This window comes from Pseudomonas sp. MF5691 (genome assembly GCF_016405645.1).
GTDB classification, from domain to species: domain Bacteria; phylum Pseudomonadota; class Gammaproteobacteria; order Pseudomonadales; family Pseudomonadaceae; genus Aquipseudomonas; species Aquipseudomonas shahriarae.
Genome location: NZ_JAEKDC010000005.1, coordinates 171093 through 196359, shown reverse-complemented (window position 1 = coordinate 196359; position 25267 = coordinate 171093). Strand labels below are relative to the sequence as shown.

General features: G+C 60.9%; 20 protein-coding genes and 1 tRNA gene. 13 read left to right on the top strand and 8 right to left on the bottom strand.

The genetic code is table 11. The features are described from left to right. The first annotated feature begins 15 nt into the window (after positions 1–15). The 5 genes from arcA to JFT44_RS10045 all read left to right on the top strand — a co-directional run bounded on the left by arcA (position 16) and on the right by JFT44_RS10045 (position 5609). Complete coding sequence (arcA, locus tag JFT44_RS10065) at positions 16–1272, top strand: arginine deiminase (protein WP_057960511.1); 1257 nt, start codon at positions 16–18, stop codon at positions 1270–1272. A 70-nt stretch (positions 1273–1342) separates the two neighbouring features. After that, positions 1343–2353, top strand: coding sequence for an ornithine carbamoyltransferase (locus JFT44_RS10060; protein ID WP_029296316.1), 1011 nt, complete (start codon positions 1343–1345; stop codon positions 2351–2353). Between the two features lie 194 nt (positions 2354–2547). Next, the gene (gene arcC, locus JFT44_RS10055; protein ID WP_057439999.1) at positions 2548–3477 is read left to right on the top strand and encodes a carbamate kinase; all 930 of its coding nucleotides are present in this window, start codon (positions 2548–2550) and stop codon (positions 3475–3477) included. Positions 3478–3538: 61 nt separating this feature from the next. Next, complete coding sequence (locus JFT44_RS10050) at positions 3539–3901, top strand: DUF5064 family protein (RefSeq protein ID WP_057440000.1); 363 nt, start codon at positions 3539–3541, stop codon at positions 3899–3901. A 199-nt stretch (positions 3902–4100) separates the two neighbouring features. Beyond that, on the top strand, positions 4101–5609 hold the full coding sequence (locus tag JFT44_RS10045) for a sigma-54-dependent transcriptional regulator (protein WP_057960513.1): 1509 nt from the start codon (positions 4101–4103) through the stop codon (positions 5607–5609). Here JFT44_RS10045 and JFT44_RS10040 read toward each other — a convergent pair whose 3' ends face one another. Beyond that, positions 5610–10289, bottom strand: a complete 4680-nt coding sequence (locus JFT44_RS10040; RefSeq protein WP_198830607.1) for a hypothetical protein — start codon at positions 10287–10289, stop codon at positions 5610–5612. Positions 10290–10623: 334 nt separating this feature from the next. On the opposite strand from JFT44_RS10040, the gene gcvH reads away from it, so the two are divergent. The 6 genes from gcvH to JFT44_RS10010 all read left to right on the top strand — a co-directional run bounded on the left by gcvH (position 10624) and on the right by JFT44_RS10010 (position 17795). Next, positions 10624–11007: a glycine cleavage system protein GcvH gene (gene gcvH, locus JFT44_RS10035; RefSeq protein ID WP_057440003.1), complete on the top strand. Its 384-nt coding sequence runs from the start codon at positions 10624–10626 to the stop codon at positions 11005–11007. 10 nt (positions 11008–11017) lie between these two features. Next, positions 11018–13867: an aminomethyl-transferring glycine dehydrogenase gene (gene gcvP / locus JFT44_RS10030; RefSeq protein ID WP_115128821.1), complete on the top strand. Its 2850-nt coding sequence runs from the start codon at positions 11018–11020 to the stop codon at positions 13865–13867. Positions 13868–14068: 201 nt separating this feature from the next. Beyond that, positions 14069–15445, top strand: coding sequence for an L-serine ammonia-lyase (locus JFT44_RS10025; protein ID WP_057960516.1), 1377 nt, complete (start codon positions 14069–14071; stop codon positions 15443–15445). Between the two features lie 39 nt (positions 15446–15484). Further along, entirely contained in the window at positions 15485–16609 is a 1125-nt protein-coding gene (gene gcvT, locus JFT44_RS10020) for a glycine cleavage system aminomethyltransferase GcvT (protein WP_057960517.1), read from the top strand. Between the two features lie 388 nt (positions 16610–16997). After that, entirely contained in the window at positions 16998–17210 is a 213-nt protein-coding gene (locus JFT44_RS10015; protein WP_029241865.1) for a cold-shock protein, read from the top strand. 96 nt (positions 17211–17306) lie between these two features. Continuing rightward, positions 17307–17795, top strand: a complete 489-nt coding sequence (locus tag JFT44_RS10010; RefSeq protein WP_029300279.1) for an RDD family protein — start codon at positions 17307–17309, stop codon at positions 17793–17795. Between the two features lie 135 nt (positions 17796–17930). On the opposite strand, the gene nadA is transcribed toward JFT44_RS10010, so the two are convergent. Both nadA and JFT44_RS10000 read right to left on the bottom strand, forming a co-directional pair. Continuing rightward, complete coding sequence (nadA, locus tag JFT44_RS10005; protein ID WP_029300280.1) at positions 17931–18989, bottom strand: quinolinate synthase NadA; 1059 nt, start codon at positions 18987–18989, stop codon at positions 17931–17933. 220 nt (positions 18990–19209) lie between these two features. Further along, a complete protein-coding gene (locus tag JFT44_RS10000; protein WP_057440005.1) occupies positions 19210–20100 on the bottom strand; it encodes a LysR family transcriptional regulator in 891 nt (296 codons plus the stop codon). Positions 20101–20208: 108 nt separating this feature from the next. On the opposite strand from JFT44_RS10000, the gene lldD reads away from it, so the two are divergent. Further along, positions 20209–21351: an FMN-dependent L-lactate dehydrogenase LldD gene (lldD, locus tag JFT44_RS09995; RefSeq protein ID WP_057440006.1), complete on the top strand. Its 1143-nt coding sequence runs from the start codon at positions 20209–20211 to the stop codon at positions 21349–21351. A 10-nt stretch (positions 21352–21361) separates the two neighbouring features. Here lldD and JFT44_RS09990 read toward each other — a convergent pair whose 3' ends face one another. Both JFT44_RS09990 and JFT44_RS09985 read right to left on the bottom strand, forming a co-directional pair. Next, on the bottom strand, positions 21362–22054 hold the full coding sequence (locus JFT44_RS09990; protein WP_198830606.1) for an RES family NAD+ phosphorylase: 693 nt from the start codon (positions 22052–22054) through the stop codon (positions 21362–21364). Next, complete coding sequence (locus JFT44_RS09985; RefSeq protein WP_057440007.1) at positions 22048–22452, bottom strand: antitoxin Xre-like helix-turn-helix domain-containing protein; 405 nt, start codon at positions 22450–22452, stop codon at positions 22048–22050. The genes JFT44_RS09990 and JFT44_RS09985 overlap by 7 nt, the downstream gene beginning before the upstream one ends. Positions 22453–22658: 206 nt before the next feature. On the opposite strand from JFT44_RS09985, the gene JFT44_RS09980 reads away from it, so the two are divergent. Continuing rightward, positions 22659–23465: a hypothetical protein gene (locus JFT44_RS09980; protein ID WP_198830605.1), complete on the top strand. Its 807-nt coding sequence runs from the start codon at positions 22659–22661 to the stop codon at positions 23463–23465. Positions 23466–23688: 223 nt separating this feature from the next. Here the strand turns inward: JFT44_RS09980 and JFT44_RS09975 are convergent. The 3 genes from JFT44_RS09975 to queE all read right to left on the bottom strand — a co-directional run bounded on the left by JFT44_RS09975 (position 23689) and on the right by queE (position 25166). After that, positions 23689–23764: transfer RNA gene (locus tag JFT44_RS09975), tRNA-Lys, on the bottom strand. Positions 23765–23827: 63 nt separating this feature from the next. Continuing rightward, a complete protein-coding gene (queC, locus tag JFT44_RS09970; RefSeq protein WP_057960521.1) occupies positions 23828–24517 on the bottom strand; it encodes a 7-cyano-7-deazaguanine synthase QueC in 690 nt (229 codons plus the stop codon). 1 nt (position 24518) lies between these two features. Beyond that, positions 24519–25166, bottom strand: coding sequence for a 7-carboxy-7-deazaguanine synthase QueE (gene queE, locus JFT44_RS09965; protein ID WP_057441364.1), 648 nt, complete (start codon positions 25164–25166; stop codon positions 24519–24521). Between the last annotated feature and the right edge of the window lie 101 nt (positions 25167–25267).

Sequence of the window (25267 nt, the reverse complement as noted above, 5' to 3'; positions counted from 1 at the left end):
ACTGGAGGATCTGTAATGACCACGGAAAAAGTTAAGTACGGCGTACATTCCGAAGCCGGCAAACTGCGCAAAGTCATGGTGTGTTCCCCAGGTCTGGCCCATCAGCGGCTGACCCCCAACAATTGCGACGAACTGTTGTTCGATGACGTGCTCTGGGTTGCCCAGGCCAAGCGGGACCATTTCGACTTCGTCACCAAGATGCGCGAACGCGATATTGATGTGCTGGAAATGCACAACCTGCTGACCGACATTGTTGCCATCCCCGAAGCCCTGGACTGGATCCTGGAGCGCAAGATCACTGCCGATACAGTTGGCCTGGGCCTGGCCGATGAAGTCGGTTCCTGGCTGCGCAGCCTGGAGCCGCGCAAGATCGCCGAGTTCCTGATCGGTGGCGTGTCGGCCGATGACCTGCCGAGCAGCTTTGGTGGCAAGACCATCGAGATGTTCCGCGACTTCCTCGGCCACTCAAGCTTTATCCTGCCGCCGCTGCCCAACACCCAGTTCACCCGCGACACCACCTGCTGGATCTACGGTGGCGTAACGCTCAACCCGATGTACTGGCCGGCGCGACGTCAGGAAACCCTGCTGACCACCGCCATCTACAAGTTCCACCCCGAGTTCACCAACGCCGACTTCCAGATCTGGTACGGCGACCCTGACCTGCAACACGGTGCAGCCACCCTGGAAGGCGGCGACGTGATGCCGATTGGCAACGGCGTGGTCTTGATCGGTATGGGCGAGCGCTCGTCCCACCAGGCCATCGGCCAACTGGCGCGCAACCTGTTCAAGAACAAGGCCGTGGAAAAAGTCATCGTTGCCGGCCTGCCGAAATCCCGCGCCGCGATGCACCTGGACACCGTGTTCAGCTTCTGCGACCGCGACCTGGTCACCGTCTTCCCCGAAGTGGTAAGCCAGATCGTTCCTTTCACCCTGCGCCCTGACGAAAGCAAGCCCCACGGCATTGATATCCAACGGGAGAAAACCAACTTCCTCGACACCGTGGCCGCAGCCCTTGGCCTCAAGACCCTGCGCGTAGTGGAAACCGGCGGCAACAGCTTCGCCGCCGAACGCGAACAGTGGGATGACGGCAACAACGTGGTAGCGGTAGAGCCTGGCGTGGTGATCGGTTACGACCGCAACACCTACACCAACACCCTGCTGCGCAAGGCCGGTGTGGAAGTCATCACTATCAGTGCCGGTGAACTGGGTCGCGGCCGTGGCGGTGGCCACTGCATGACCTGCCCAATCATCCGCGATCCTATCGACTACTAAACGACCGTCTCCCCGGTCGGCACCTACCCGATGCCGACCGGGCCGATTACCGAATCCAAGGAGAATCATCATGGCGTTCAACATCCACAACCGTAACCTGCTGAGCCTGGAACACCACACCCCGCGCGAGCTGCGCTACCTGCTGGACCTGTCCCGCGACCTCAAGCGCGCCAAGTACACCGGCACCGAGCAGCAGCACCTCAAAGGCAACAACATCGCGCTGATCTTCGAGAAAACCTCGACCCGCACCCGATGTGCCTTCGAAGTCGCAGCCTATGACCAGGGCGCCAACGTCACCTATATCGACCCGAACTCGTCGCAGATCGGCCACAAAGAAAGCATGAAAGACACCGCCCGCGTACTCGGGCGCATGTACGACGCCATCGAATACCGTGGCTTCAAGCAGGAAATCGTCGAAGAACTGGCGAAATTTGCCGGGGTACCGGTGTTCAACGGCCTGACCGACGAGTACCACCCAACCCAGATGATCGCCGACGTGCTGACCATGCGTGAACACGCTGACAAGCCGATCCACGACATCAGCTACGCCTACCTGGGCGACGCCCGTAACAACATGGGCAACTCGCTGCTGCTGGTCGGCGCCAAACTGGGCATGGACGTACGCATCTGCGCACCCAAAGCCCTGTGGCCCCACGATGACCTGGTCGGTCGCTGCAAAAAATACGCGGAAGAAAGCGGTGCACGCATCACCCTCACCGAAGACCCGAAAGCGGCGGTCAAGGGCGTGGACTTTATCCACACTGACGTCTGGGTCTCCATGGGCGAGCCAGTGGAAGCCTGGGCCGAGCGTATCGAGCAACTGCTGCCGTACCAGGTCAATGCCCAACTGATGAAAGCCACCGGCAACCCACGCACCAAGTTCATGCACTGCCTGCCGGCGTTCCATAACAGCGATACCAAGATCGGCAAACAGATTGCCGAGCAGTATCCGCACCTGGCCAACGGCATCGAAGTGACCGACGACGTGTTCGAGTCCCCAGCCTGCATCGCCTTCGAGCAAGCGGAAAACCGCATGCACACCATCAAGGCGATCCTGGTTTCGACGCTGGCTGACTTGTAACCCAACACCGCTCCCACTGATGTAACACGGTCAATGTGGGAGCGGGCTTTATGCGGCCTTGCCCGCGATGCAGTCACCTCGGTCTGCCAGGCATATTGAGGTGATGCCATCGCAGGCAAGCCAGCTCCCACATAAAGCCAACTCCGACATTTTGTCCGGTGTTCACAAAGCCGCACTCTAAAAGGACAACCGCTATGCGTATCGTCGTTGCTCTGGGCGGTAACGCCCTGCTCCGCCGTGGTGAACCCATGACTGCGGACAACCAACGCGCCAATATCCGGATCGCCACCGAACAGATTGCCAAGATCCATCCCGGCAACGAGTTGGTGATCGCCCACGGCAATGGGCCGCAAGTCGGCCTGCTGTCCCTGCAAGCCGCCGCCTACACCCAGGTTTCGCCCTACCCGCTGGACGTGCTGGGTGCCGAAACCGAAGGCATGATCGGCTACATCATCGAACAGGAACTGGGCAACCTGCTGGACTTTGAGGTGCCATTCGCCACCCTGCTGACCCAGGTTGAAGTGGACGCCAACGACCCGGCCTTCCAGAACCCGACCAAGCCGATCGGCCCGGTCTACTCCAAAGCCGAAGCGGAAAAACTGGCCGCCGAAAAAGGCTGGGCGATTGCCCCCGATGGCGATAAATACCGCCGGGTGGTGGCCAGCCCACGGCCCAAACGCATCTTTGAGATCCGCCCGATCAAGTGGCTGCTGGAAAAGAGCAGCATCGTGATCTGTGCCGGCGGCGGCGGCATCCCGACCATGTATGACGAGAACGGCAAGCTCAAGGGCATCGAGGCCGTGATCGACAAAGACCTGTGCTCCTCGCTGCTGGCCCAGCAACTGGAAGCCGACCTGCTGGTGATCGCCACCGACGTCAACGCCGCCTTTATCGACTTCGGCAAGCCGACGCAAAAGGCTATCGCCCAGGCCCACCCCGACGACATGGAAACACTCGGCTTCGCCGCCGGCTCCATGGGGCCCAAGGTCCAGGCCGCCTGCGAGTTCGCCCGCAACACTGGCAAAACCGCAGTGATCGGTTCACTCTCGGACATCGAAGCGATCGTCCAGGGCACCGCCGGTACCCGTATCAGCACGGCAAAACCTGGCATCACCTACTTATAAATACACCCCGGGCGGCTGTTGCAGCCGCCCTTCTCCAATGCCTTGTTAGGGAGAGACGCCTATGGCCATTTTTGAACCCGGTCACTTGCATGTTGAACGCCACGCCTTGAATGCCCAGGACCACAGCTACGACCTGTGCATCGACTATGAAGTCAGCCAGGATCCAAAGGAAGGCAAGGGAATGCTCTTCAAGATGCATGGTTCGGTGCAGGGCAAAGAGCTCAAGGAAGAATTCTTCCTGCCCAAGGACCAGGCCTTCGACTTTGCCCGCCATGCCATGAACATCGCGCAGAAATACGGCATGCCGAAAACCGCGGTCCTCAACGGAGGCATGCATAAACAGTACGACTTGATGTTCGAGGATGTGCGCCACCAACTGGATGTAAAGCCGGGCGATCCGATCAAGCCTGAACACCTGGAATAACCCCTGCTCCACGGCCAAAACAGATCAAATGTGGGAGCCAGCTTGTGTGGGAGCTGGCTTGCCTGCGATGAAGGCACCTCGATGTATCAGTCACACCTCGATGAGGCTATCGCAGGCAAGCCAACTCCCACATTTTTGATCTCCACCGTCGCTCAGGCATACTGGCCACCCTCCGCATTGCAGAATCAAAGTCCGCCCCATGCGTATCCACGTCAGCTTCATCGACCGCGTCGGCATTACCCAGGAAGTCCTGGCCCTGCTCGGTGGGCGCAATCTCAACCTGGATGCGGTGGAGATGATCCCGCCCAACGTCTACATCGACGCGCCGACCCTGAGCGTGGAGGTGCTGGAAGAGTTGCGCGACGCGCTGTTCAGCGTCCATGGCGTACAGGCGGTGACGGTGGTGGATATCCTTCCCGGCCAGCGCCGCCACCTGCAACTCGACGCCCTGCTGGCGGCCATGACCGACCCGGTTCTGGCCCTGGACAGCGCCGGCAAGGTGCTGCTGGCCAACCCGGCGCTGATCGCCCTCTATGGCCGCGAGCCGGCTGGCGAAAGCATCGCCGAGCTGTTTGACGATCCGGCGCTGCTGGAAGCCTTGCTCGAACATGGCTTTCGCCTGCCCCTGCGCGAGATCAGCGTCAACGGCCAGACCTTGCTGCTGGATGCCACGCCGATTACCGATGCCGGCGCGCTGCTGACGTTGTACCAACCCAATCGCATCGGCGAGCGGCTCTCGGCGCTGCACCATGACCATGCCGAAGGCTTCGACGCGTTGCTGGGCGAGTCCATGGCCATCCGCACCCTCAAGACCCGTGCGCAACGGGTGGCGGCCCTCGACGCCCCGCTATTGATCCAGGGCGAGACCGGCACCGGCAAAGAGCTGGTGGCCCGTGCCTGCCATGCCATCAGCGCACGCCACAGCTCACCGTTCCTGGCGCTGAACTGCGCGGCGCTGCCGGAAAACCTCGCCGAAAGCGAGCTGTTCGGCTACGCCCCCGGCGCCTTTACCGGTGCCCAGCGCGGCGGCAAGCCAGGGCTGATGGAACTGGCCAACCAGGGCACGGTGTTTCTCGATGAGATCGGCGAGATGTCGCCGTACTTGCAGGCCAAGCTGCTGCGTTTTCTCAATGACGGCAGCTTTCGCCGGGTCGGCGGCGACCGCGAGGTCAAGGTCAATGTGCGCATCCTCAGCGCCACCCACCGCGACCTGGAAAAGATGGTCAGCGAAGGCACCTTCCGCGAAGACCTGTTCTACCGCCTCAATGTGCTGAATGTGGAAGTACCGCCCCTGCGCGAACGCGGCCAGGACATCCTGCTGCTGGCCCGCTACTTCATGCAGCAGGCCTGCGCGCAGATCCAGCGCCCGGTCTGCCGCCTGGCACCGGGCACCTACCCGGCGCTGCTGGGCAACCGCTGGCCGGGTAATGTGCGCCAGTTGCAGAACGTGATCTTCCGCGCCGCCGCCATTTGCGAAAGCAACCTGGTAGACATTGGCGACCTGGATATCGCCGGCACCTCGGTCGCCCGCCAGAGCGACGGCGAAGTGAACAGCCTGGAGCAGGCCGTCGAGGACTTTGAGCGCAGCCTGCTCGAAAAGCTCTACAGCACCTATCCCTCGACACGTCAGTTGGCCAACCGTCTACAGACGTCTCACACCGCTATCGCCCATCGGTTGCGCAAATACGGCATCCCCGGCAAACCCTGATCACCACAGGACCCTGCGTCCACGCTGGATCACCGCCCCCGTCGCACTGAAAAACAGCTGCTGGGCCATGGCTGGGCTGATCCGCGAATAGTAGATCGCAATCACATCGCTGTCGGTCTTGTCGGCCAGGCTGCGAAAGCTCATAAAGCGTTGTTCCGGCCGTTTCAAATGGCCGGCGCTGTATGGCGCGTTGGCCGCCTCGCGTGTGCGGTAATGAAAATGGGCGTAGGCCAGTACCTTGCCGCCAGTGTCCTTGACCAGGTATTCCTGCAGGAAATCATTCTCCCGTTTAAGCGCTATGCGCCCCTCTATCGGTAGGATTTGCACCTCATTCTGGCTCTTGAGGTAGGCAATCCCCTCTTCATCAGGCGCCAGACGCTTGACCATTTCGATACGGATCAGCCTGCCGTGCTCCGCCAGGCGGCTGGAGGCCTGCCCCAGCTCCTTGAGCAGGGGCTCCTGCGTTTGGCTTTGCTCCTGCCCCAGGGCCTTGCGGATCTTATCGGCCACCCCATTGATTTTCCCGGCATGCCGTAACAACCGGGCCTCGACGCTGGCGGGCTGGCTGGAGAGGCGCGCTTCGTTACGCGCCTGCTCAAGCACAGTCGACTGGCGCGCCAGCAGCTTGCGCCCATCGTCCCTGAGCCTTTCCAGGGAGCGCACCGGGCGCACTGGCGGCGTACTGGCCTGGGTGATTGCCTCAAACTCATCACTGCCAGGTGCCTGCCGAAAGCTCGCCACCACACTCTGATCGACCGGGTTGATGACATCGACAATGTGCTCGTTCATCTGCGGCGTACGCGCCCGAACCTGGCCCACCAGATAGCGGCTCTTGCGGTCACGGATCAGGCGCTTGCCAGAGCCAAGCGCGGGCCCGGGCGCGCGTGCAGGAGTCTGCTCACGCTCACGCAGCAGCGCCGCCAGTGAACCGCGCGCTTCATGCTCCAAGGCGTTGAGCATGCGATTCAAGCGCTCGATGCTGCCCTCATAGAGCAGGTCGGAATCCATGTCGCCGTACTCACGCAGGGACGCTTGGGTGTTGTCATAGTCGAGCAAAATCGCGTCATAGCCGTCGATGCGCTGTTGCACACTCAGGGGGCCTGCCTCCTGCAGGTTTTTTTGTGACTGCACCGATTGGGTCGCCTCATCGACCAACGAGCCGATCCGGATGAAATCCTCATATTCCTCGGGCTTCGGCGGCCTGCGCACTATCACCCCGCCCAATGCCTTCAACTGCAGCGACTTCCAGTCCAGCGGCGTGCCAAGTGTGGAGGGAAGCAAGGCTTCAGGCCGCGATTCATACCCGGGTACTTGGGCCAGCCTGGCATAGTTGTTTCGCTCCAGGATGCTCAAGTCGATCAGTTGCTCGTTGTAGCCAATAATTGTCTGCATCGACTCGACGAGCGTGTGGTGCGCAGCCTGAACAACGGCTACGTCTTCATGCTCCAGCTGTTCACCCAACTGGCTGCGACGCTCACCGGGAAACACCTCGTTCGAGCGGTTTGCGATCAGCATCACCATCTGCACACGCAGGGTCTGGACAAGGTCCTCCAACTGCAGGATCTTTTCCGGCTCGAACCGCTCCACGGGTTTGTTGGCATTTTTTGCGATCAACGCGTCCAGCCGGTTGAACTGCGCCCGGCTTTGTTTCTCCAGGGCGGTCAGATAGCTGGCCCGCAGCGCTTGCAGGGATGGATCAAAGAGTTTTTGCTGATCGCCGCCGTGGGCGTGTTCAAAGCGCTCTTCAGCGGCCGCCGCGGCTTTTTCAGCCTCCATCAGGCGTTCCGTCATCTCTTGATAATGACGTTCAAACATCTGGTTCTGACGCTGGATATTGGCGCGGCGGCTGGCAGCCGACAGCTTGGGATGGCCACCGAGCAATTGCAGGCCCAGGTCGACTTTCCACACCCCGCGTGAATCTTTCCTGAGCCAGGGGCCGGCGCGCAGGGGATTTCTCAGGTCCACGATGCGCCAACGCCCATCCACCTGCTTGCCCCCATACAGCTGGCTGTCAATTAACAGGTAATCTTCATGGCTGACCGTGCCGCCGGCGCGCCGCACCGCGACCCGGCCGCGTATAGGGCTGTCTGGCGAGCTGACCGTGGGCGTTCCCGGCCACTGCTCGCCCTGCCCTGGGGACCAGCGGAAGGTCTCAAGCTGTGCCTGTTGCGCGGGATCAAGGCGCAACCGCGCGTTGGCCCAGGAAAAGTCCATGCCCGTGACATCGGCCAGTGAACGCTGCCAGGCAAACGTCGACGGCGTCTGCTGGACATGCCTGACCGCCGTGGTTTCGATCGCGCCAGTAGACAGTGACCGGGTCTCACTCAACCGCAAACGCTGATCAAGACTGACCACCGGGCTCAACAGCAGGCCGGCCAGGCTGCCGAGCAAATCGACCAGGGCACCGGCGGTGTCTTCCTGACTGGCTGCGGCCGGCAAAGCCAGCACCGTGCGAAAGCTGACATACACCTGGGACAACCACCCCGCCACTGCCACCGATCCCCTGAGCAGGGGCAGCAGGGCATTGAAGATCTGCCAGAGATTATTCTTGAACAGCGTCCAACGCAGCACCTCGATAGAGGTGGCGCGCTTTTCGGCGGACTGCCAAAGGCTCCTGGCGTTTTCATCAAATACCGTCTCAAGAAACACCCCAGGTACTGGCTCGTCGCTGAGCAATACCGGGCTCGCCGCAGCGTGCTCGCTGTATTCGTCCCCCTGTAGAAAGCGCTGGACATGGGGGCTTGAAAACCCGCCGTTGGCAAACAATGCGCGGCTGTTTTCAGACAGTTGCTCAAGCACCACCGCCTGCAGGTCACTGCCCGTTCGAGTGATCTCGTCGAGCAGCGCCTGGCGGCTGGCGAACTGCTGGAGCAGCGCCTCGGCCTGATCAGGCCGGTACAGAATATGGGGCAACGGGCTGTTGTCCCGCGGACCGATGACAAACAGGTTGCTGGCTTTATGCACCGTTCCCCCGGCATGCGTCAGAAAAGCCAAGGGCCGGGCGATGATCACTTGGTTCCCGACCGCCCGCTTGAGCGGGTCGCTCTGCAGCAAGGCTTGCACCACCTCTGCGCCGGGCGGGGTAAACCCATTGCGTTGGCGCAGGCTGTTCTCAAGGGCGCGCAATGGAAGCTGCAAGGCCATCTGCTCGACAAACAAGCGTCGGCGCCGTGCAGACTCTGCCGGGTCCGACACCAGCGCCCGCTTGAGTAGCGCGGGGTAATGCCGCCCCACATCGACCGTCTCAATCAGTTTTTCCAGGTACGCCGGCCTGATCCACTGGGGAACCTCCTGCCCCGGCGCCGCCTGATGGGCGATCTGCACACTGGCATAGGGGGTAGCAAAGGGGTTTTCCAACGACCATGAGGTCAAGGTCTTGGTGGTGCGCTGCGTCCAGCCCACCGTGGCGCCTTGGGTGCGTTCAAACGTCAGCAGGTAATCATCCGGATTGATCGCGGCTTCTTGCGGGAAATCCAGGCGCATCTGGCGTTGCAGCGCTTGGCGGGCATACACGTCAATCGGCTCCAGCCCGTCGAGAAACGATGCACCGCCCGTGCGTTTTTGCAGGTGTGCCAGACGCTCCAGCCATTGGCCGTAGGTGTTCCGGTCGGCCCCGCTGGCGACCTGCAACCACAGCGGCAACTGCTCTTCGTGGGGCTGCTGGAGGTAATCGCCCTCGAACCACACCTCGGGTGCGGTGAGTTGGCTGAACAGGCGCTTGTAGCTGTCGACGCCGGGCAGGGCCGACCAATTGAGCTGCTGCAACGCCCTTAACTGGCGCTCCAGCAAGGTCTGGGCCTGTGCATCGAACACATCACCTTGCGGCTCCTTGAGCACCCAATTGACGAGCAGTCCAGGGGTGTAGTGGCTCATGTAGCGTGGCAGCAGGCTGCCCAACTCGTCCAACGCAGTCAGTTTGAGCAGGCTTATCGCGGGAACATAAACCAGGTTGACCTGTTGCTGCGCGACCTGACGCTGCAAGACCAACAACGGCAGCCACTCGCCGGGCCGCCCCTCCTGGCCGGCATAGACTTGATAGATCCGCAGCACATCGGCCCCGCCCAGCGCTTGCCGGTCCACCTGATGGCCCCACAGTTCCTGCGGCCCGTCCCCCAGCCCCAGCAGCGCGCTTGCTTGCTGCGGTGTCAGGGGCGGAGTCTGCCGGGCGCTGAGCAAACACTCACGCAACTGCGTGCCGACTGCGCCCCAGCGACTAAGCCCTGCATCGCCGGGGGCAGGCGCGTTCCAGTAGGCCACCAGCCTTGCGTTAAAACCGGCGAGCAACTGGGGGGCCAGGGCGTTGAGCATGAACTCAATATCATCGACCGACACCACATCGGTTATCGGCACGAGGCCATGGCTTATGGAACTGACCAACAGGTAGTGATGACCGGCCACGTAGTTCAGCACTTCGCTGCTCATGCAGCGCCTGATCAAGGCATCACCCAGGGTCGTGAGCTGGGTATAGCTGTCAGCGCCGGCTTGAGCGGGCTGCCTCACGCCGATCCAGGTGATGTTGGCCCGTAAACGGGAGGCCGCGAACCCGTCGGCGATCCAGTCCTGGACCATGGACTCGGCCACTTGCGTCAACGTCGGGCGCTGGGCAAACAGGCGCCGGAGAAAGTCGCGGGATGCGTTTAGCTGGGAAGTGCCCTGAAATGCCGCTATTGAATGGCTCATGCCGCGCGTCCTAATCATTGGATAACGGCAAAATAAGCCGCACCCTGCCGGCCCGTGCGCTACATACATCTCGCGCAGCCGTATCGAAAACGCTACAGCGGAACGTTTTCAATACACGTCTGGTCCGCCTTCGCCATGCAAGGCTTTGATCCAAATAGGCTTTTTTTCGACTGTCGATCCGTAGCGATTTCGCTACAGGGCGTGTCCCTCACTCACCACCACATATCTATAAACAATTGATTAATAACAATAAATTTATATTGGCCGCATTTTTGCTAAGGACTCTCCCATTCCAATCCCGTCCACCAGACGATTCTGGCCCTGAGGAGTTTCCATGAGCGAATTGCGTTTTACTGAAGATCACGAATGGCTGCGTGCCGAAGCTGACGGCAGCGTCACCGTAGGTATTACCGCGTTCGCGCAAAACGCCCTGGGTGATGTAGTTTACGTGCAACTGCCGGAGCTGCAGGCCTACGAGCAGGGCGCCGAAGCCTCCACTGTGGAATCGGTCAAGGCCGCCAGCGGCGTGTACATGCCCCTGACCGGCGAAGTGCTGGAAGTCAACGACCAGCTCAGCGAAAGCCCGGAACTGGTCAACGAAGACCCGACGGGCGAAGGCTGGTTCTTCCGCTTTAAACCGGCTGACGCCGATGCAGTAGCTAAGCTGTTGGATCAGGATGCGTACGACCGCCTGATCAAAGCCAACGCTGAAGCTTGAGGAGCGCGCCATGAGTATCAACCTGAGCACCGCCAACGAATTTATCGCCCGCCACATCGGCCCGCGCCAGGACGACGAGCAACAGATGCTCGCGACGCTGGGTTTTGACTCCCTGGAAGCCTTGAGCGCCAGCGTGATCCCGGAAAGCATCAAGGGCACCGCCGTGCTGGGCCTGAGCGACGGCCTGAGCGAGGCCGATGCACTGGCCTCGATCAAGGCCATCGCCGCCAAGAACCAACTGTTCAAGACCTACATCGGCCAGGGCTATTACAACTGCCACACGCCGTCGCCGATCCTGCGCAACCTCCTGGAAAACCCGGCCTGGTACACCGCCTACACGCCTTACCAGCCCGAGATCTCCCAAGGCCGCCTGGAAGCGCTGCTGAACTTCCAGACCCTGATCAGTGACCTTACCGGCCTGCCGATCGCCAACGCATCCCTGCTCGACGAAGCCACTGCCGCCGCCGAGGCCATGACCTTCTGCAAGCGTCTGAGCAAGAACAAGGGCAGCAACCAGTTCTTTGCCTCCGTGCACAGCCACCCGCAGACCCTCGACGTGCTGCGCACCCGTGCCGAGCCGCTGGGCATCGAGGTGGTAGTGGGCGACGAGCGTGAACTGACGGATGTCAGCCCGTTCTTCGGCGCCCTGCTGCAATACCCGGCCAGCAACGGTGATGTGTTCGACTACCGTGAATTGACCGAGCGCTTCCACGCCGCCAACGCACTGGTGGCCGTGGCCGCCGACCTGCTGGCCCTGACCCTGCTGACCCCACCGGGTGAGTTCGGTGCCGACGTGGCCATCGGCAGTGCGCAGCGCTTCGGCGTGCCGCTGGGCTTTGGTGGCCCGCACGCCGCTTACTTCTCCACCAAGGACGCGTTCAAGCGTGACATGCCGGGGCGTCTGGTCGGTGTGTCCGTAGACCGTTTCGGCAAGCCGGCCCTGCGCCTGGCCATGCAGACCCGCGAGCAACATATCCGCCGCGAAAAGGCCACCAGCAACATCTGCACCGCCCAGGTACTGCTGGCCAACATTGCCAGCATGTACGCGGTGTACCACGGCCCCAAAGGCCTGGTGCAGATCGCCACGCGCATTCATCACCTGGCCGCAATCCTCGCCAAAGGCCTGGGTGCCCTGGGCTTCAAGGTTGAACAAGAGACGTTCTTCGACACCCTGACCCTGGCCACCGGCGCCAACACTGCGGCCCTGCACGACCAGGCCCGTGCCCAGCGCATCAACCTGCGCGTCGTGGACGCGGCACGCCTGGGCCTGTCGGTGGATGAAACCACCACCCAGGCCGATATCGAAACCCTGTGGAGCGTGTTCGCAGGCGGTAAAGCCCTGCCGGACTTCGCCGCCCTCGCCGCCAGCGTCGACAGCACTCTGCCGGCCGCGCTGCTGCGCCAATCGCCGATCCTCAGCCACCCGGTGTTCAACCGCTATCACTCGGAAACCGAGCTGATGCGCTACCTGCGCAAGCTGGCCGACAAGGACCTGGCGCTGGACCGCACCATGATCCCGCTGGGCTCGTGCACCATGAAGCTCAACGCCGCCAGTGAAATGATCCCGGTGACCTGGGCCGAGTTCGGGGCCCTGCACCCGTTCGCCCCGGCCGAGCAAAGCGCCGGCTACCTGCAACTGACCACTGAACTGGAAGCCATGCTCTGCGCGGCCACCGGCTACGACGCCATCTCCCTGCAGCCGAACGCCGGTTCCCAGGGCGAGTACGCGGGCCTCTTGGCGATCCGTGCCTATCACCAGAGCCGTGGTGAAGAACGCCGCGATATCTGCCTGATTCCTTCGTCGGCCCACGGCACCAACCCGGCCACCGCCAACATGGCCGGCATGCGCGTAGTCGTCACCGCGTGCGATGCCCGTGGCAACGTGGACATCGAAGACCTGCGCGCCAAGGCCATCGAGCACCGCGAGCACCTCGCCGCGCTGATGATCACCTACCCGTCGACCCATGGCGTGTTCGAGGAAGGCATCCGCGAAATCTGCGGGATCATCCATGACAACGGCGGCCAGGTGTATATCGATGGCGCCAACATGAACGCCATGGTCGGCCTGTGCGCCCCGGGCAAGTTCGGCGGCGACGTGTCGCACCTGAACCTGCACAAGACCTTCTGCATCCCCCACGGCGGTGGCGGCCCGGGCGTTGGCCCGATTGGCGTCAAGTCGCACCTCACGCCATTCCTGCCCGGCCACGCGGCCATGCAGCGCAAGGAAGGCGCAGTCTGCGCGGCGCCATTTGGCAGTGCGAGCATCCTGCCGATCACCTGGATGTACATCAGCATGATGGGTGGTGCGGGCCTCAAGCGCGCTTCGCAACTGGCGATCCTCAATGCCAACTACATTTCCCGTCGCCTGGAAGAGCACTACCCGGTGCTGTACACCGGCAGCAACGGCCTGGTGGCGCACGAGTGCATCCTAGACCTGCGCCCGCTCAAGGACAGCAGCGGCATCAGCGTGGATGACGTGGCCAAGCGCCTGATCGACTTTGGTTTCCATGCCCCGACCATGTCGTTCCCGGTGGCCGGCACCTTGATGATCGAGCCGACCGAAAGCGAATCCAAGGAAGAACTGGACCGCTTCTGCGACGCCATGATCGCTATCCGCGAGGAAATCCGCGCGGTGGAAAACGGCACGCTGGACAAGGACGACAACCCGCTGAAAAACGCGCCGCACACGGCAGCTGAAATCGTCGGTGAATGGAGCCACCCGTACAGCCGTGAACAGGCGGTGTATCCGGTAGCGTCGTTGATCGAAGGCAAGTACTGGCCGCCGGTCGGCCGGGTCGACAACGTGTTTGGCGATCGCAATCTGGTGTGTGCGTGCCCGTCGATCGAGAGCTACGCGTGATCTGACTGAAGAGACGCAGTCAGTGTAGGAGCTGGCTTTGTGTAGGAGCTGGCTTGCCTGCGATAGCCTCACCTCGGAGCTACTGATAGACCGAGGTGTCTGCATCGCAGGCAAGCCAGCGCCTACACAAGCCCGGCTCCCACAGTGATCGCATTGCGCAGAACAGCTTGCTTCCAATAATAAGAAACCGGAGAACAACTCATGTCTTTAAGCGTGTTCGACCTGTTCAAGATTGGCATCGGCCCCTCCAGTTCCCACACCGTTGGCCCGATGCGTGCCGCCGCCCGCTTCGCCGAGGGCCTCAAGCGGGACGACCTGTTGCACGCCACCACCTGCGTCAAGGTGGAACTCTACGGTTCACTCGGCGCCACCGGCAAAGGCCACGGCAGTGACAAGGCCGTGCTGCTGGGCCTGGAAGGTGAACACCCGGACACCGTCGACACCGAAACCGTGGCCGCGCGCCTGGTGCAGATGCGCGGCGACGCTCGCTTGAACCTGCTCGGTGAACACAGCATTGCGTTCAACGAGAAAGAACACCTGGCGATGATTCGCAAACCCCTCGCCTACCACCCCAACGGCATGATCTTTCGTGCGTTTGACGCAGCCGGCATCCAGATCCGCAGCCGTGAGTACTACTCGGTGGGCGGTGGTTTTGTGGTGGATGAAGACGCGGCCGGCGCCGACCGGATCGTCGAAGACGCCACGCCCCTGACCTTCCCTTTCAAGCACGCCAAGGATTTGCTTGGCCATTGCACCACCTACGGGCTGTCCATCAGCCAGGTGATGCTGACCAACGAAAGCGCCTGGCGCCCGGAAGCCGAGACCCGCAGCGGCCTGCTGAAGATCTGGCAGGTCATGCAGGACTGCGTGGCGGCCGGCTGTCGCAATGAAGGCATCCTGCCCGGAGGCTTGAAGGTCAAGCGCCGTGCGGCCGCGTTGCATCGCCAGTTGTGCAAGAACCCGGAATCGGCGCTGCGCGACCCGCTGTCGGTGCTGGATTGGGTCAACCTGTATGCCCTGGCGGTCAACGAAGAAAACGCCAACGGCGGGCGCGTGGTCACGGCGCCCACCAACGGTGCCGCCGGGATTGTGCCGGCGGTGTTGCATTACTACATGCGCTTTATCCCCGGCGCCAATGAGGACGGGGTGGTGCGCTTCCTGCTGACCGCCGCGGCCATCGGCATCCTCTACAAAGAAAACGCCTCGATCTCCGGGGCTGAGGTCGGCTGCCAGGGCGAAGTGGGCGTGGCCTGTTCCATGGCCGCCGGAGCCTTGTGTGAAGTGCTGGGCGGCACCGTCTCCCAGGTGGAGAACGCCGCCGAAATCGGCATGGAGCATAACCTCGGCCTGACCTGCGACCCGATTGGCGGCCTGGTGCAGGTGCCCTGCATCGAGCGCAATGCCATGGGTTCGGTGAAGGCGATCAATGCGGTGCGCATGGCCTTGCGCGGTGATGGGCAGCACTTCGTGTCCCTCGACAAGGTGATCCGCACCATGCGCCAGACCGGCGCCGATATGAAAAGCAAATACAAGGAAACCGCCCGTGGCGGTTTGGCCGTCAACATTATCGAGTGCTGATGCTTATAAACGCGCCAGCACGTTTTTCAGGAGCTGAATATGTCCACCGAAACCCTGTTGAAAACCCCGCTGCACGCCCTGCACCTTGAACTGGGCGCACGCATGGTGCCGTTCGCCGGTTATGACATGCCGGTGCAATACCCCCTGGGCGTGATGAAAGAACACCAGCACACCCGTGAACAGGCCGGGTTGTTTGATGTGTCGCACATGGGCCAGATCCGCCTGACCGGGTCCAACGCCGCCAAGGCCCTGGAAACCCTGGTGCCGGTGGATATCATCGACCTGCCCGTGGGCATGCAGCGCTACGCCATGTTCACTAACGACCAGGGCGGCATCCTCGATGACCTGATGGTCGCCAACCTGGGTAACGACGAGCTGTTTCTGGTGGTCAACGCCGCCTGCAAGGATCAGGACCTGGCGCACCTGCGCCAGCATCTGGGCGAGCAATGCCAGATCGAGCCACTGTTTGAAGAGCGCGCCCTGCTGGCCCTGCAAGGCCCGGCAGCGGTGAAAGTACTGGCGCGCCTGGCGCCGGAAGTGACCAAGATGACCTTTATGCAGTTCGCGCCCCTGCGCCTGCTGGGGGTCGAGTGCTACGTCAGCCGTTCCGGCTATACCGGCGAAGACGGTTTTGAGATCTCGGTGCCTGCGGCCAGTGCCGAAAGCCTGGCCCGTAGCCTGCTGGCCGAAACTGAAGTCGAAGCTATCGGCCTCGGCGCCCGCGACTCCCTGCGCCTGGAAGCCGGGCTGTGCCTCTATGGCCACGATATGAACACCGAGACCACGCCGATTGAAGCCAGCCTGCTGTGGGCGATTTCCAAGGCCCGTCGCGCCGATGGCGCGCGTGCCGGGGGCTTCCCGGGGGCAGATCGGATTTTCACCCAGCAGCAAACCGGCGTCAGCCGCAAACGCGTTGGCCTGCTGCCCCAGGAACGCACCCCGGTCCGTGAAGGCGCCGAGATTGTCGATGAACACGGCACCGTGATCGGCCGTGTGTGCAGCGGCGGCTTTGGCCCGAGCCTCGGCGGCCCGCTCGCCATGGGCTACCTCGACACGGCCTTTACCGCGCTGGAGAGCGAAGTCTCTGCATTAGTGCGTGGGAAAAAGGTGCCACTTCGTGTAAGTAAAATGCCATTCGTGCCACAACGTTACTACCGTGGCTGATCGACTGTTCCTATAAGTAACGCGGTTGTGTTCATTTGCACTAATCTGTAACGCAACCGCCATAAAATAGTGCACTGACGATAGTCAATATTATATCGATTAACCTATAACAAGTGACCCACGCTATCGAATAACACAGTGCCGCAATGTTGACCGAAGTGTCATGAAGGCGAGTAAATACGTGGCTTGCAGAGGGCTTGTTTTTTCTGTGTTAGTTGTCGTAGAGTTTGCCCACTGTGTTTGCATGGGTCGCTTTGAACCTGGACCTGGGCAGTAGCCAAAGTTTGCTACAACCCGTTCGACGTCTCTTACTTTCCTGCAACCCAGCCCAGTACTCTTTCAGGTGAAAGGGGCTGTCATTAATTTTTAGCGTCAAGGAAATAAGAAAATGGCTGAACGTCAGAGCGGTACCGTCAAGTGGTTTAACGACGAGAAAGGTTTTGGTTTTATCACTCCAGAAAGCGGTGCGGATCTGTTCGTGCATTTCCGCGCTATCCAGGGCAACGGTTTCAAGAGCCTGAAAGAAGGCCAGAAAGTGACCTTCATCGCCGTGCAGGGCCAGAAAGGCATGCAGGCTGACGAAGTACAAGCAGAAGCCTGATCCTTACTGCGACAAAAAGCCTCTGATGGTGACATCAGAGGCTTTTTTATGTGCGTTTGTCCGTAAAATGGCTTTTTTCCTCCAGAGAGCCGAGCCATGTCGAAACACCTGCTAAGCCCCCAAGGCGAATTCCCCGCCGTTGGCCTGGGCCGTCGTCTGGCAGCGATGTTCTATGACTTCCTGTTGTGTACCGCCCTGCTGATCGTCACCGCCTTCCTCTATAAGCTGGTGTGGATTGCCTTTGTCGGTGAAGCGAAGATGCGCACGCTCTCGGAGTCCGGCGCCCTGGACGGTGATCCGTTGCTGTCGACGATTCTGTTTTTTGTGCTGTTTGGCTTCTTCGCCAAGTTCTGGACCCATTCCGGACAGACCCTGGGCATGCAGGTGTGGGGCGTACGTGTGCAGAATGCGGACGGCTCGCGCATCAGCCTGTGGCAGGCGCTGTTGCGTTTTGTGGTGTCGATTGCGTCGTGGTTGTGCGCGGGGCTGGGGTTTATCTGGTCGCTGGTGGACAAGAAACAGCGGGCCTGGCATGACATCTATTCGGACACGCAATTGGTGCGGATCCCGAAGAAAAAGAAATAGCCCCAGGCCAATAAGATCCAAATGTGGGAGCGGACTTGCCCGCGATGGCGGTGTGTCAGTCACTACATGTGCAGACTGATCCACCGCTATCGCGGGCAAGCCCGCTCCCACATTTTTTGCTGCATCAGCCGTGGATCAGGCGTTGCCCGCCAGCTTCAGGCGGGCCGCCTGGGTAAAGTCCAGCATGCGCTTGAGTGGGCGCACGGCATGGGGGATCAAGGACGGCTCGACAAAGATCTCGTTGCTGCCTTCCCGCAGGCATTGCAACGTGCGCTCCAGGGTATTCATCGCCATCCACGGGCAGTGCGCACAACTGCGGCACGCCGCGCCGTTGCCGGCGGTTGGCGCTTCGACAAACACCTTGTCCGGGCACAACTGCTGCATCTTGTAGAAAATGCCGCGGTCAGTGGCGACGATAAACGTCTTGTTCGGCAAGCGCTGCGCCGCCGCAATCAACTGGCTGGTGGAACCCACGGCATCGGCCAACTCGATGACCGAGGTCGGTGACTCCGGGTGTACCAGGATCGCTGCGTCCGGGTACAGCGCCTTCATGTCTTCCAACTGCTTGGACTTGAACTCCTCGTGGACGATGCAGGCACCGTCCCACAGCAGCATGTCGGCACCGGTCTGGCGCTGGATATAGGTGCCCAGGTGCTTGTCCGGGCCCCAGATAATGGTCTCGCCGTTATCCATCAGGCTTTCGACGATTTCCAGGGCGCAACTGGAGGTCACCACCCAATCGGCACGGGCCTTGACCGCCGCCGAGGTGTTGGCATACACCACCACGGTGCGTTCCGGATGCTGGTCGCAGAACGCCGAGAACTCTTCCACCGGGCAACCCAGGTCCAGGGAGCATGTGGCTTCCAGGGTCGGCATCAGGATGCGCTTTTCGGGGGTGAGGATTTTCGCTGTCTCGCCCATAAAGCGCACGCCGGCGACCAGTACGGTCTTGGCCGGGTGGGCGGCGCCGAAGCGGGCCATTTCCAGGGAGTCGGAAACACAGCCACCGGTTTCTTCGGCCAGGGCCTGAATCACCGGGTCACAATAGAAGTGCGCCACCAGCACCGCGTCTTGAGCCTTGAGCTCGGCAGCAATGGCAGAACGTAAGCTTGCCTCTTGCTCGGCACTGAGCACCTTGGGCTGCTTGGCATCGAGGTGGGCTTGGACCAGAAGGCGTTCGGAAATTTGCGTCATGTTCGCAAGACCTGCAGGCGCAGTTGCGCGAAAGTCGAGTGTACCACCGGCTCCGGAGCCCTTCGGGCGCCGCCGGACGAAGTGATTGTGTTCATCAAGCACGGGTTAAGGTGAAGCTGCGCAAGGCTACAGAATATCGAATGGATTCAAAAGCCTAATATGCCGCAAAACGCCTACCCGGCGGGAGCATACGGGTGATATCCCGCGACATTGGCATCGTTTAGGGCGCAGGGACATTGCCCATTTCCCTGGCCAGGTCCAACCAGGCTCGTGCAGCCGGCGGCAGATGAGCATTGCGCCGCCAGGTCAAAGCAATATGCCAGTCGGTCTGAGGCTCATCCAGGGCAATCAGGGCAATGCCGGCATGCAAGTGTTTGTAGGCCAGCATGCGCGGCAGGAAGGCGACTCCCAGGCCCGCGCCCACCAGGTCGACGATAAAGTCGATCTGGGCGCTGCGCACCGAAACCTTCGGCGATACACCGCGACGCTCGCAGGCGGAAAGAATGATGCGGTTCAAGGCAAAACCGGCTTCGAACAGTATGAATGGCGAGTCGGACAGGTCGGAAAAATCCACACTCTCACGCCCGGCCAATGGGTGGCTGCTGGGCAGGACGACCATCAGCGGCTCGACGCGCACGTCCTGATACTCAAACTCGCCCTCCACCGGCACCAGTAGCGCAGCCACATCCACCTCCCCCGCTTGCAGGCACTCGCCCAGCTTCTTGCTGCCGTGCTCGATCAGCTCAATCTCTATCTGTGGGTAACGCTGGCGGTACACTGCAAACATCGCCGCAAACAATTCACCACTGCCCACCGGCGGCAAGCCAATACGCAATACGCCACGCTTGAGCCCCAGCAGGTCGTTGATCTCGGCGACCAAGTCACTGCGCTCGGCGAGCAACACCAGGGCGCGGCGGTAGGCAATTTCACCGGCTGCTGTCAGTTCGCTCTTATGGCCGATACGACTGAACAACGGCGTGCCCAACTCTTCTTCAAGGGTCTTGACCGCTTTGCTGACGCTCGATTGGGTAAGCGAAACCATCTCGGCCGCCTGTGAGAAACTGCCTTGGCGCACCACTTCGACAAAGGCTCGCAGCGTTCGCAGGTTCATGACTATTCCATTTGCGACTTGAATGAAGTTGTAAAAGTTGTTTTTACCATGAAATGCCTTTGACTATCCTCCACCCACCGTTTTCTTTATTCCGGGGCCTCACTGTTCATGATCATTTCGTCCGCATCGGATTACCGCGAAGCCGCACGCCGCAAACTGCCGCGTTTCCTGTTCGACTATATTGACGGTGGCGCGTACGCCGAGCACACCCTCAAGGCCAACAGTTCGGACCTGGCAGACATCAGCCTGCGCCAGCGTGTCCTGCGCAACGTCGAGAGCCTGAGCCTGGAGACCACGCTGTTCGACCAACCGCTGGCGATGCCGGTGGTCATGAGCCCGGTGGGCCTGACCGGCATGTTTGCCCGACGCGGGGAAGTCCAGGTGGCCAACGCGGCGGCCAATAAAGGGGTGCCGTTTTGCCTGTCGACCGTGTCGGTGTGCCCGATCGAGGAAGTAGCGTCGCAGACGGCGCAGTCGATCTGGTTTCAACTGTATGTATTGAAAGACCGCGGCTTCATGAAAAACGCCCTGGAGCGTGCGCAAGCCGCCGGGGTGAAAACCCTGGTGTTTACCGTCGACATGCCCACCCCCGGCGCCCGCTACCGTGATGCCCATTCCGGCATGTCCGGCCCGTACGCCGCCCAGCGGCGCATGTTGCAGGCCGTGACCAAACCGGCCTGGGCGTTTGATGTAGGGCTGATGGGCCGCCCCCACGACCTGGGCAATATCTCCAAATACCTGGGCAAGCCGACCCACCTTGAAGACTACATCGGCTGGCTCGCTACCAACTTCGACCCCTCCATCAGTTGGAAAGATCTGGAGTGGATCCGCGAGTTCTGGAAGGGCCCGATGATCATCAAGGGCATCCTCGACCCACAGGACGCCAAGGACGCGGTGAGTTTCGGCGCCGACGGCATCGTCGTGTCCAACCACGGCGGCCGCCAGCTCGATGGCGTGTTGTCCACCGCCAAGGCTCTGCCTGAGATTGCCCAGGCGGTTGGCAGCGACCTCACGGTGCTGGTGGACTCCGGGGTGCGTTCGGGGCTGGACGTGGTGCGCATGCTCGCCCTCGGCGCCCGTGGCGTATTGCTGGGACGAGCGCCTGCCTATGCGCTGGCTGCCGATGGCCAGCGCGGTGTAGAGAATCTGCTGGATATCTTTGCCAAGGAAATGCGCGTGGCCATGACCCTGACCGGGGTTACGTCGATTGCGCAGATTGATGAGTCAATCCTGGTGCGCGGGCAGATCTGACCCGCCAGCCTCAGGCTTCGCTGATTTTGCTGACACTGGTGATCTGTCCATTCCAGACCATCTCGTAATGGGCGGCCTGGACAATCGACGACACCGGCCTGGGTGTCAGCAACGCCCAGCAGTGATCGCCTTCTGAGCGCACCGACAGGTAACGAAGGCCGGGACAACCGGCCTTCTTTAGCGCGCCCCCCAAGCGCTGGGCGTGGCTGTAGTCGTCAGGGTCGTAGATCGGATCGCTCATCGGCACCGACGTCGCATCCTTCATGGCGTCGCCGGCAAAGGTGCAAGACAGCCCACGAAAAACAAAGCGCTCATAGTTAAGGCCACGAACTCCGGACCAATACTGGTTCTGGTGATAACGCACTTCTGCCAGTGCCGTCTCGACCGTGGCCGCCAGGTACAGCACGCCAAAATCACCCGCGCTGAAACGCGATCCGGCCGGATTGACGTGGGTGAACGGGGCAATGGCGTAGGAACATCCCACAATCCCGAAGGGGATTTCCCTACGGGGTATCAGCTCGATCCGACCGACCTCATTGCCCAGTCTTGGGTTGGTCAGGGCCTGGATCTGATAGAGCGCCTCAAACTCGTCGGCATCCGCCACATCGTCAAACAACGCAATCGGCGGGAATTTGGAATTGACCAGGCGATAGGCGTGCAACGGCCCGCTGGGCAAATCGCCCAACTGGCTCACCTTCACCATTGCGCACCACGCAACACGTCAATACGGCGGAAGGTCTCGTACAGGGAAATCATATCGCCCTGGGCCATAACCTCGAGGGGCGAGCGCCCGTTGAAAAACGCGTTGTCGTTGGCCATCGCCGCAAAGCCGTACACGTTCTCGGGGTTATCGAACACCATGCGCAGCGTGGCGTGGATGTTCAGCACAAAGCTGATGCGCTGCATCTGGTCGGCATCCAGGCTCACCGACCACGCGGCATCGCGCTGCCGCGCACGGGTATAAGTGCTGCGCGAGATACGCAGGATGCGACAGGCCTGGTCGCTGCTGGCCTGCCATTTTTCCAGGATGCCCACGGCCGCCCGGAGTCCGGCGACACATTGCTCCCGGGTGAAGGGCTGTGCTTGAAGGGCTAGGCTCATGGTTGCCACCTCGGAATTAATCTATAGATTCAAATATAGACAATATGAGTCTACAGAGCAAACCAGCGCTGGATAAACGTCAGCGATTACAACCAAAACCATCAGCAGTGTGGTTTTTGTATTTCGAATCGCACTTTACCGCCTGATGGGTGAGAATGGTTCCCGTCTACCTCTTCCCAATCTCTTTGTGCACGAGCCCCCAAGAAATGGAATTCAACGCGCCTTCTTCGTCCCGCTGGCTCCTGGCCTTGCTCGGTGCAAGCCTGCTGTCACTGTCCGGCTGCCAGAGCCACACCCCCGAACAGGCGGCAGCCTTAGCGGCAGCACAGCTGCAACAAAAAGACGAAAAATTCGTCACTACGTTCCAAACGATATTGCGCGGCTATGCCCTGGCCGCCAATGAACAGGAACTGACGGGGGTGATGAATATGATCCTGACCGTCGATGCGCAGAGCCACGTAGTGGACTGCTCAGCCCAACGCGGAACCCTGCTGCCCAACGAGGGCCAGAACAACCTGCGCCAGGCCAAGCTGGCCAAACTGGTCACCGAACTGTGCTGGACCACCTTGTTTCCCGAAGTCTCGCCCAAGGTCTTCGCCGATGCCAAGGACACCCAAAAGATTATCGCCCCCATGGTGTTCACCCCTCTGATTGGGCTTTCGGAAGAACAGCAACAACTGCAGAAAAAGCGCATCGACCTCTACCGGCAGATCCGCTTCTTCCGTGAGCAATTGTTTGTCGGGCATGACCCCCAGAGTATTGGCGTCGCGAGCTTCCACTTCATCGCCGATGCCCAGGGCAAAGTGAGTGAGTGCATGGTCAACCTGAATCAAAGCCCGTACCGCTCACAAGGCTTCAAGGTAGATAGCGCGTTGCAGCAGCGCCTTGTCACGCAGTGCAAACGACTGGACTTGCGACAGATGCCGGGGTTTGCCAACTACCCTCAAGGCCTGCCCCAGGGTTATGTGGAGGTGGACTACAGCCCTTGGATGAATGGAGCCAAGCAGCTTTGAGCCTAGGATTGGGGCGCGGTTCAGGGGCAGCCGAAGCCCATCTTCGGCCAATCGACATCAACCCACCCACGAAATGAATGGTCGCCGCAGACGGCTGCATGTCTAACCGGCAAGCAGCACGTCACGCTCCCAGAGAGCCCTGCGCGTGCTTTTGCACCAGGCAAAAAAAAACCCGGAAATCCTCACTTGCGTGGGCCTTCCGGATTTTCTAAACCGCCAAAAATGGTGGGTCGTGTGGGATTCGAACCTACGACCAATTGGTTAAAAGCCAACTGCTCTACCAACTGAGCTAACGACCCGCTGTGTGGTGGCGCGTATAATACTGATTTCTAAGGATTATTCAACACCTTATTTTAAATAAATCAGAAATAACGCGTTGGGTCAGTAATTCCGGCCGCTTGGAAGCCTTCAGCGCGCAGGCGGCAGCTGTCACATTTCCTACAGGCACGACCATCATTGTCCGCCTGGTAGCAGGAAACAGTCAGCGAGTAGTCGACACCCAGCCTTACACCCGCCTTCACGATATCCGCCTTGCTCAGGTTTTGCAGCGGCGCCTGGATACGGAAGCCGTGGCCTTCTACGCCGGCCTTGGTCGCCAGGTTGGCCATACGCTCGAACGATTCGACGAACTCTGGGCGGCAGTCCGGGTAGCCGGAGTAGTCCACGGCGTTGACGCCGATAAAGATGTCACGGGCGTTGAGCACTTCTGCCCAGCCCAGGGCCAGCGAGAGGAACACGGTGTTACGGGCCGGCACATAGGTGACCGGAATGCCCTCTGTGGGCGCCTCAGGCACGTCGATGGTGTTGTCGGTCAAGGCCGAGCCGCCAATGCCATTGAGGTTCAGGCCGATTACCTTGTGCTCCACCACACCGAGGTCGCGGGCAACCCGGGCGGCGGCGTGCAACTCGGCATGGGAACGCTGGCCGTAGTCGAAGCTCATGGTGTAGCAGCTGTAACCCTCGGCACGGGCCATCGCCACCACGGTGGCGGAGTCAAGGCCGCCGGACAGCAGGATTACCGCACGTTTTTGATCAGTCGTTTGTTCAGTCATTTCAGCGTCCCGGCTCGTCATTCCAAAGGTATTTATGCAGCTGCAATTGCAGGCGCACCGGCAGGTTGTCCGCAACCACCCAATCAGCGAGGTCGCGAGCGTTCAAGTCATGGTGGCTTGGAGAGAACAACACCTCGCCGGCGCGTCGGTCCAGGCCGTACTGGATCAGCTTGGAGTTGGCCCAGTCATAGTCGTCCCGCGAACAAATGACGAACTTGACCTGGTCGTTGGCCGTCAGCAGCTCGATGTTCTCATAACGGTTGCGATGCGCCTCCTTGGAGTCCGGGGTTTTCAAGTCAACCACTCGGCTGACGCGAGGATCGACCGCGGAAATGTCCAGGGCACCACTGGTTTCCAGCGACACTTCGTAACCGGCGTCACACAGTTGCTTGAGCAAAGGAATGGCATTGGGCTGGGCCAGGGGCTCGCCGCCTGTCACGCAGACGTAGCGCGGCCGGAAGCCTGCAACCTGCTCCAGGATGTCGTCGAGGGTACGAATGGTGCCGCCGCTGAAGGCGTAGGCGCTGTCACAGTACTGGCAGCGCAGCGGGCAGCCAGTGAGGCGCACAAATACTGTGGGCAGGCCGGCAGTGCGCGTTTCACCCTGTAACGAGTAAAAAACTTCGGTGATGCGTAATGTGTCTTGCATAGTCGCCACGGGCGTAACAGCTAAACAGGCTGTCCGCCTCCGTCAGGCACTTCATGGGATCCCGGCAAAGCGTGAACCCCAAAAAGCGTATTTCATAAAAG

Excerpts from the sequence above, each read along its gene's own strand:
- arcA (WP_057960511.1), top strand. The coding sequence starts at position 16 with ATGACCACGGAAAAAGTTAAGTACGGCGTACATTCCGAAGCCGGCAAA.
- JFT44_RS10060 (WP_029296316.1), top strand. The coding sequence starts at position 1,343 with ATGGCGTTCAACATCCACAACCGTAACCTGCTGAGCCTGGAACACCAC.
- arcC (WP_057439999.1), top strand. The coding sequence starts at position 2,548 with ATGCGTATCGTCGTTGCTCTGGGCGGTAACGCCCTGCTCCGCCGTGGT.
- JFT44_RS10050 (WP_057440000.1), top strand. The coding sequence starts at position 3,539 with ATGGCCATTTTTGAACCCGGTCACTTGCATGTTGAACGCCACGCCTTG.
- JFT44_RS10045 (WP_057960513.1), top strand. The coding sequence starts at position 4,101 with ATGCGTATCCACGTCAGCTTCATCGACCGCGTCGGCATTACCCAGGAA.
- JFT44_RS10040 (WP_198830607.1), bottom strand. The coding sequence starts at position 10,289 with ATGAGCCATTCAATAGCGGCATTTCAGGGCACTTCCCAGCTAAACGCA.
- gcvH (WP_057440003.1), top strand. The coding sequence starts at position 10,624 with ATGAGCGAATTGCGTTTTACTGAAGATCACGAATGGCTGCGTGCCGAA.
- gcvP (WP_115128821.1), top strand. The coding sequence starts at position 11,018 with ATGAGTATCAACCTGAGCACCGCCAACGAATTTATCGCCCGCCACATC.
- JFT44_RS10025 (WP_057960516.1), top strand. The coding sequence starts at position 14,069 with ATGTCTTTAAGCGTGTTCGACCTGTTCAAGATTGGCATCGGCCCCTCC.
- gcvT (WP_057960517.1), top strand. The coding sequence starts at position 15,485 with ATGTCCACCGAAACCCTGTTGAAAACCCCGCTGCACGCCCTGCACCTT.
- JFT44_RS10015 (WP_029241865.1), top strand. The coding sequence starts at position 16,998 with ATGGCTGAACGTCAGAGCGGTACCGTCAAGTGGTTTAACGACGAGAAA.
- JFT44_RS10010 (WP_029300279.1), top strand. The coding sequence starts at position 17,307 with ATGTCGAAACACCTGCTAAGCCCCCAAGGCGAATTCCCCGCCGTTGGC.
- nadA (WP_029300280.1), bottom strand. The coding sequence starts at position 18,989 with ATGACGCAAATTTCCGAACGCCTTCTGGTCCAAGCCCACCTCGATGCC.
- JFT44_RS10000 (WP_057440005.1), bottom strand. The coding sequence starts at position 20,100 with ATGAACCTGCGAACGCTGCGAGCCTTTGTCGAAGTGGTGCGCCAAGGC.
- lldD (WP_057440006.1), top strand. The coding sequence starts at position 20,209 with ATGATCATTTCGTCCGCATCGGATTACCGCGAAGCCGCACGCCGCAAA.
- JFT44_RS09990 (WP_198830606.1), bottom strand. The coding sequence starts at position 22,054 with ATGGTGAAGGTGAGCCAGTTGGGCGATTTGCCCAGCGGGCCGTTGCAC.
- JFT44_RS09985 (WP_057440007.1), bottom strand. The coding sequence starts at position 22,452 with ATGAGCCTAGCCCTTCAAGCACAGCCCTTCACCCGGGAGCAATGTGTC.
- JFT44_RS09980 (WP_198830605.1), top strand. The coding sequence starts at position 22,659 with ATGGAATTCAACGCGCCTTCTTCGTCCCGCTGGCTCCTGGCCTTGCTC.
- queC (WP_057960521.1), bottom strand. The coding sequence starts at position 24,517 with ATGACTGAACAAACGACTGATCAAAAACGTGCGGTAATCCTGCTGTCC.
- queE (WP_057441364.1), bottom strand. The coding sequence starts at position 25,166 with ATGCAAGACACATTACGCATCACCGAAGTTTTTTACTCGTTACAGGGT.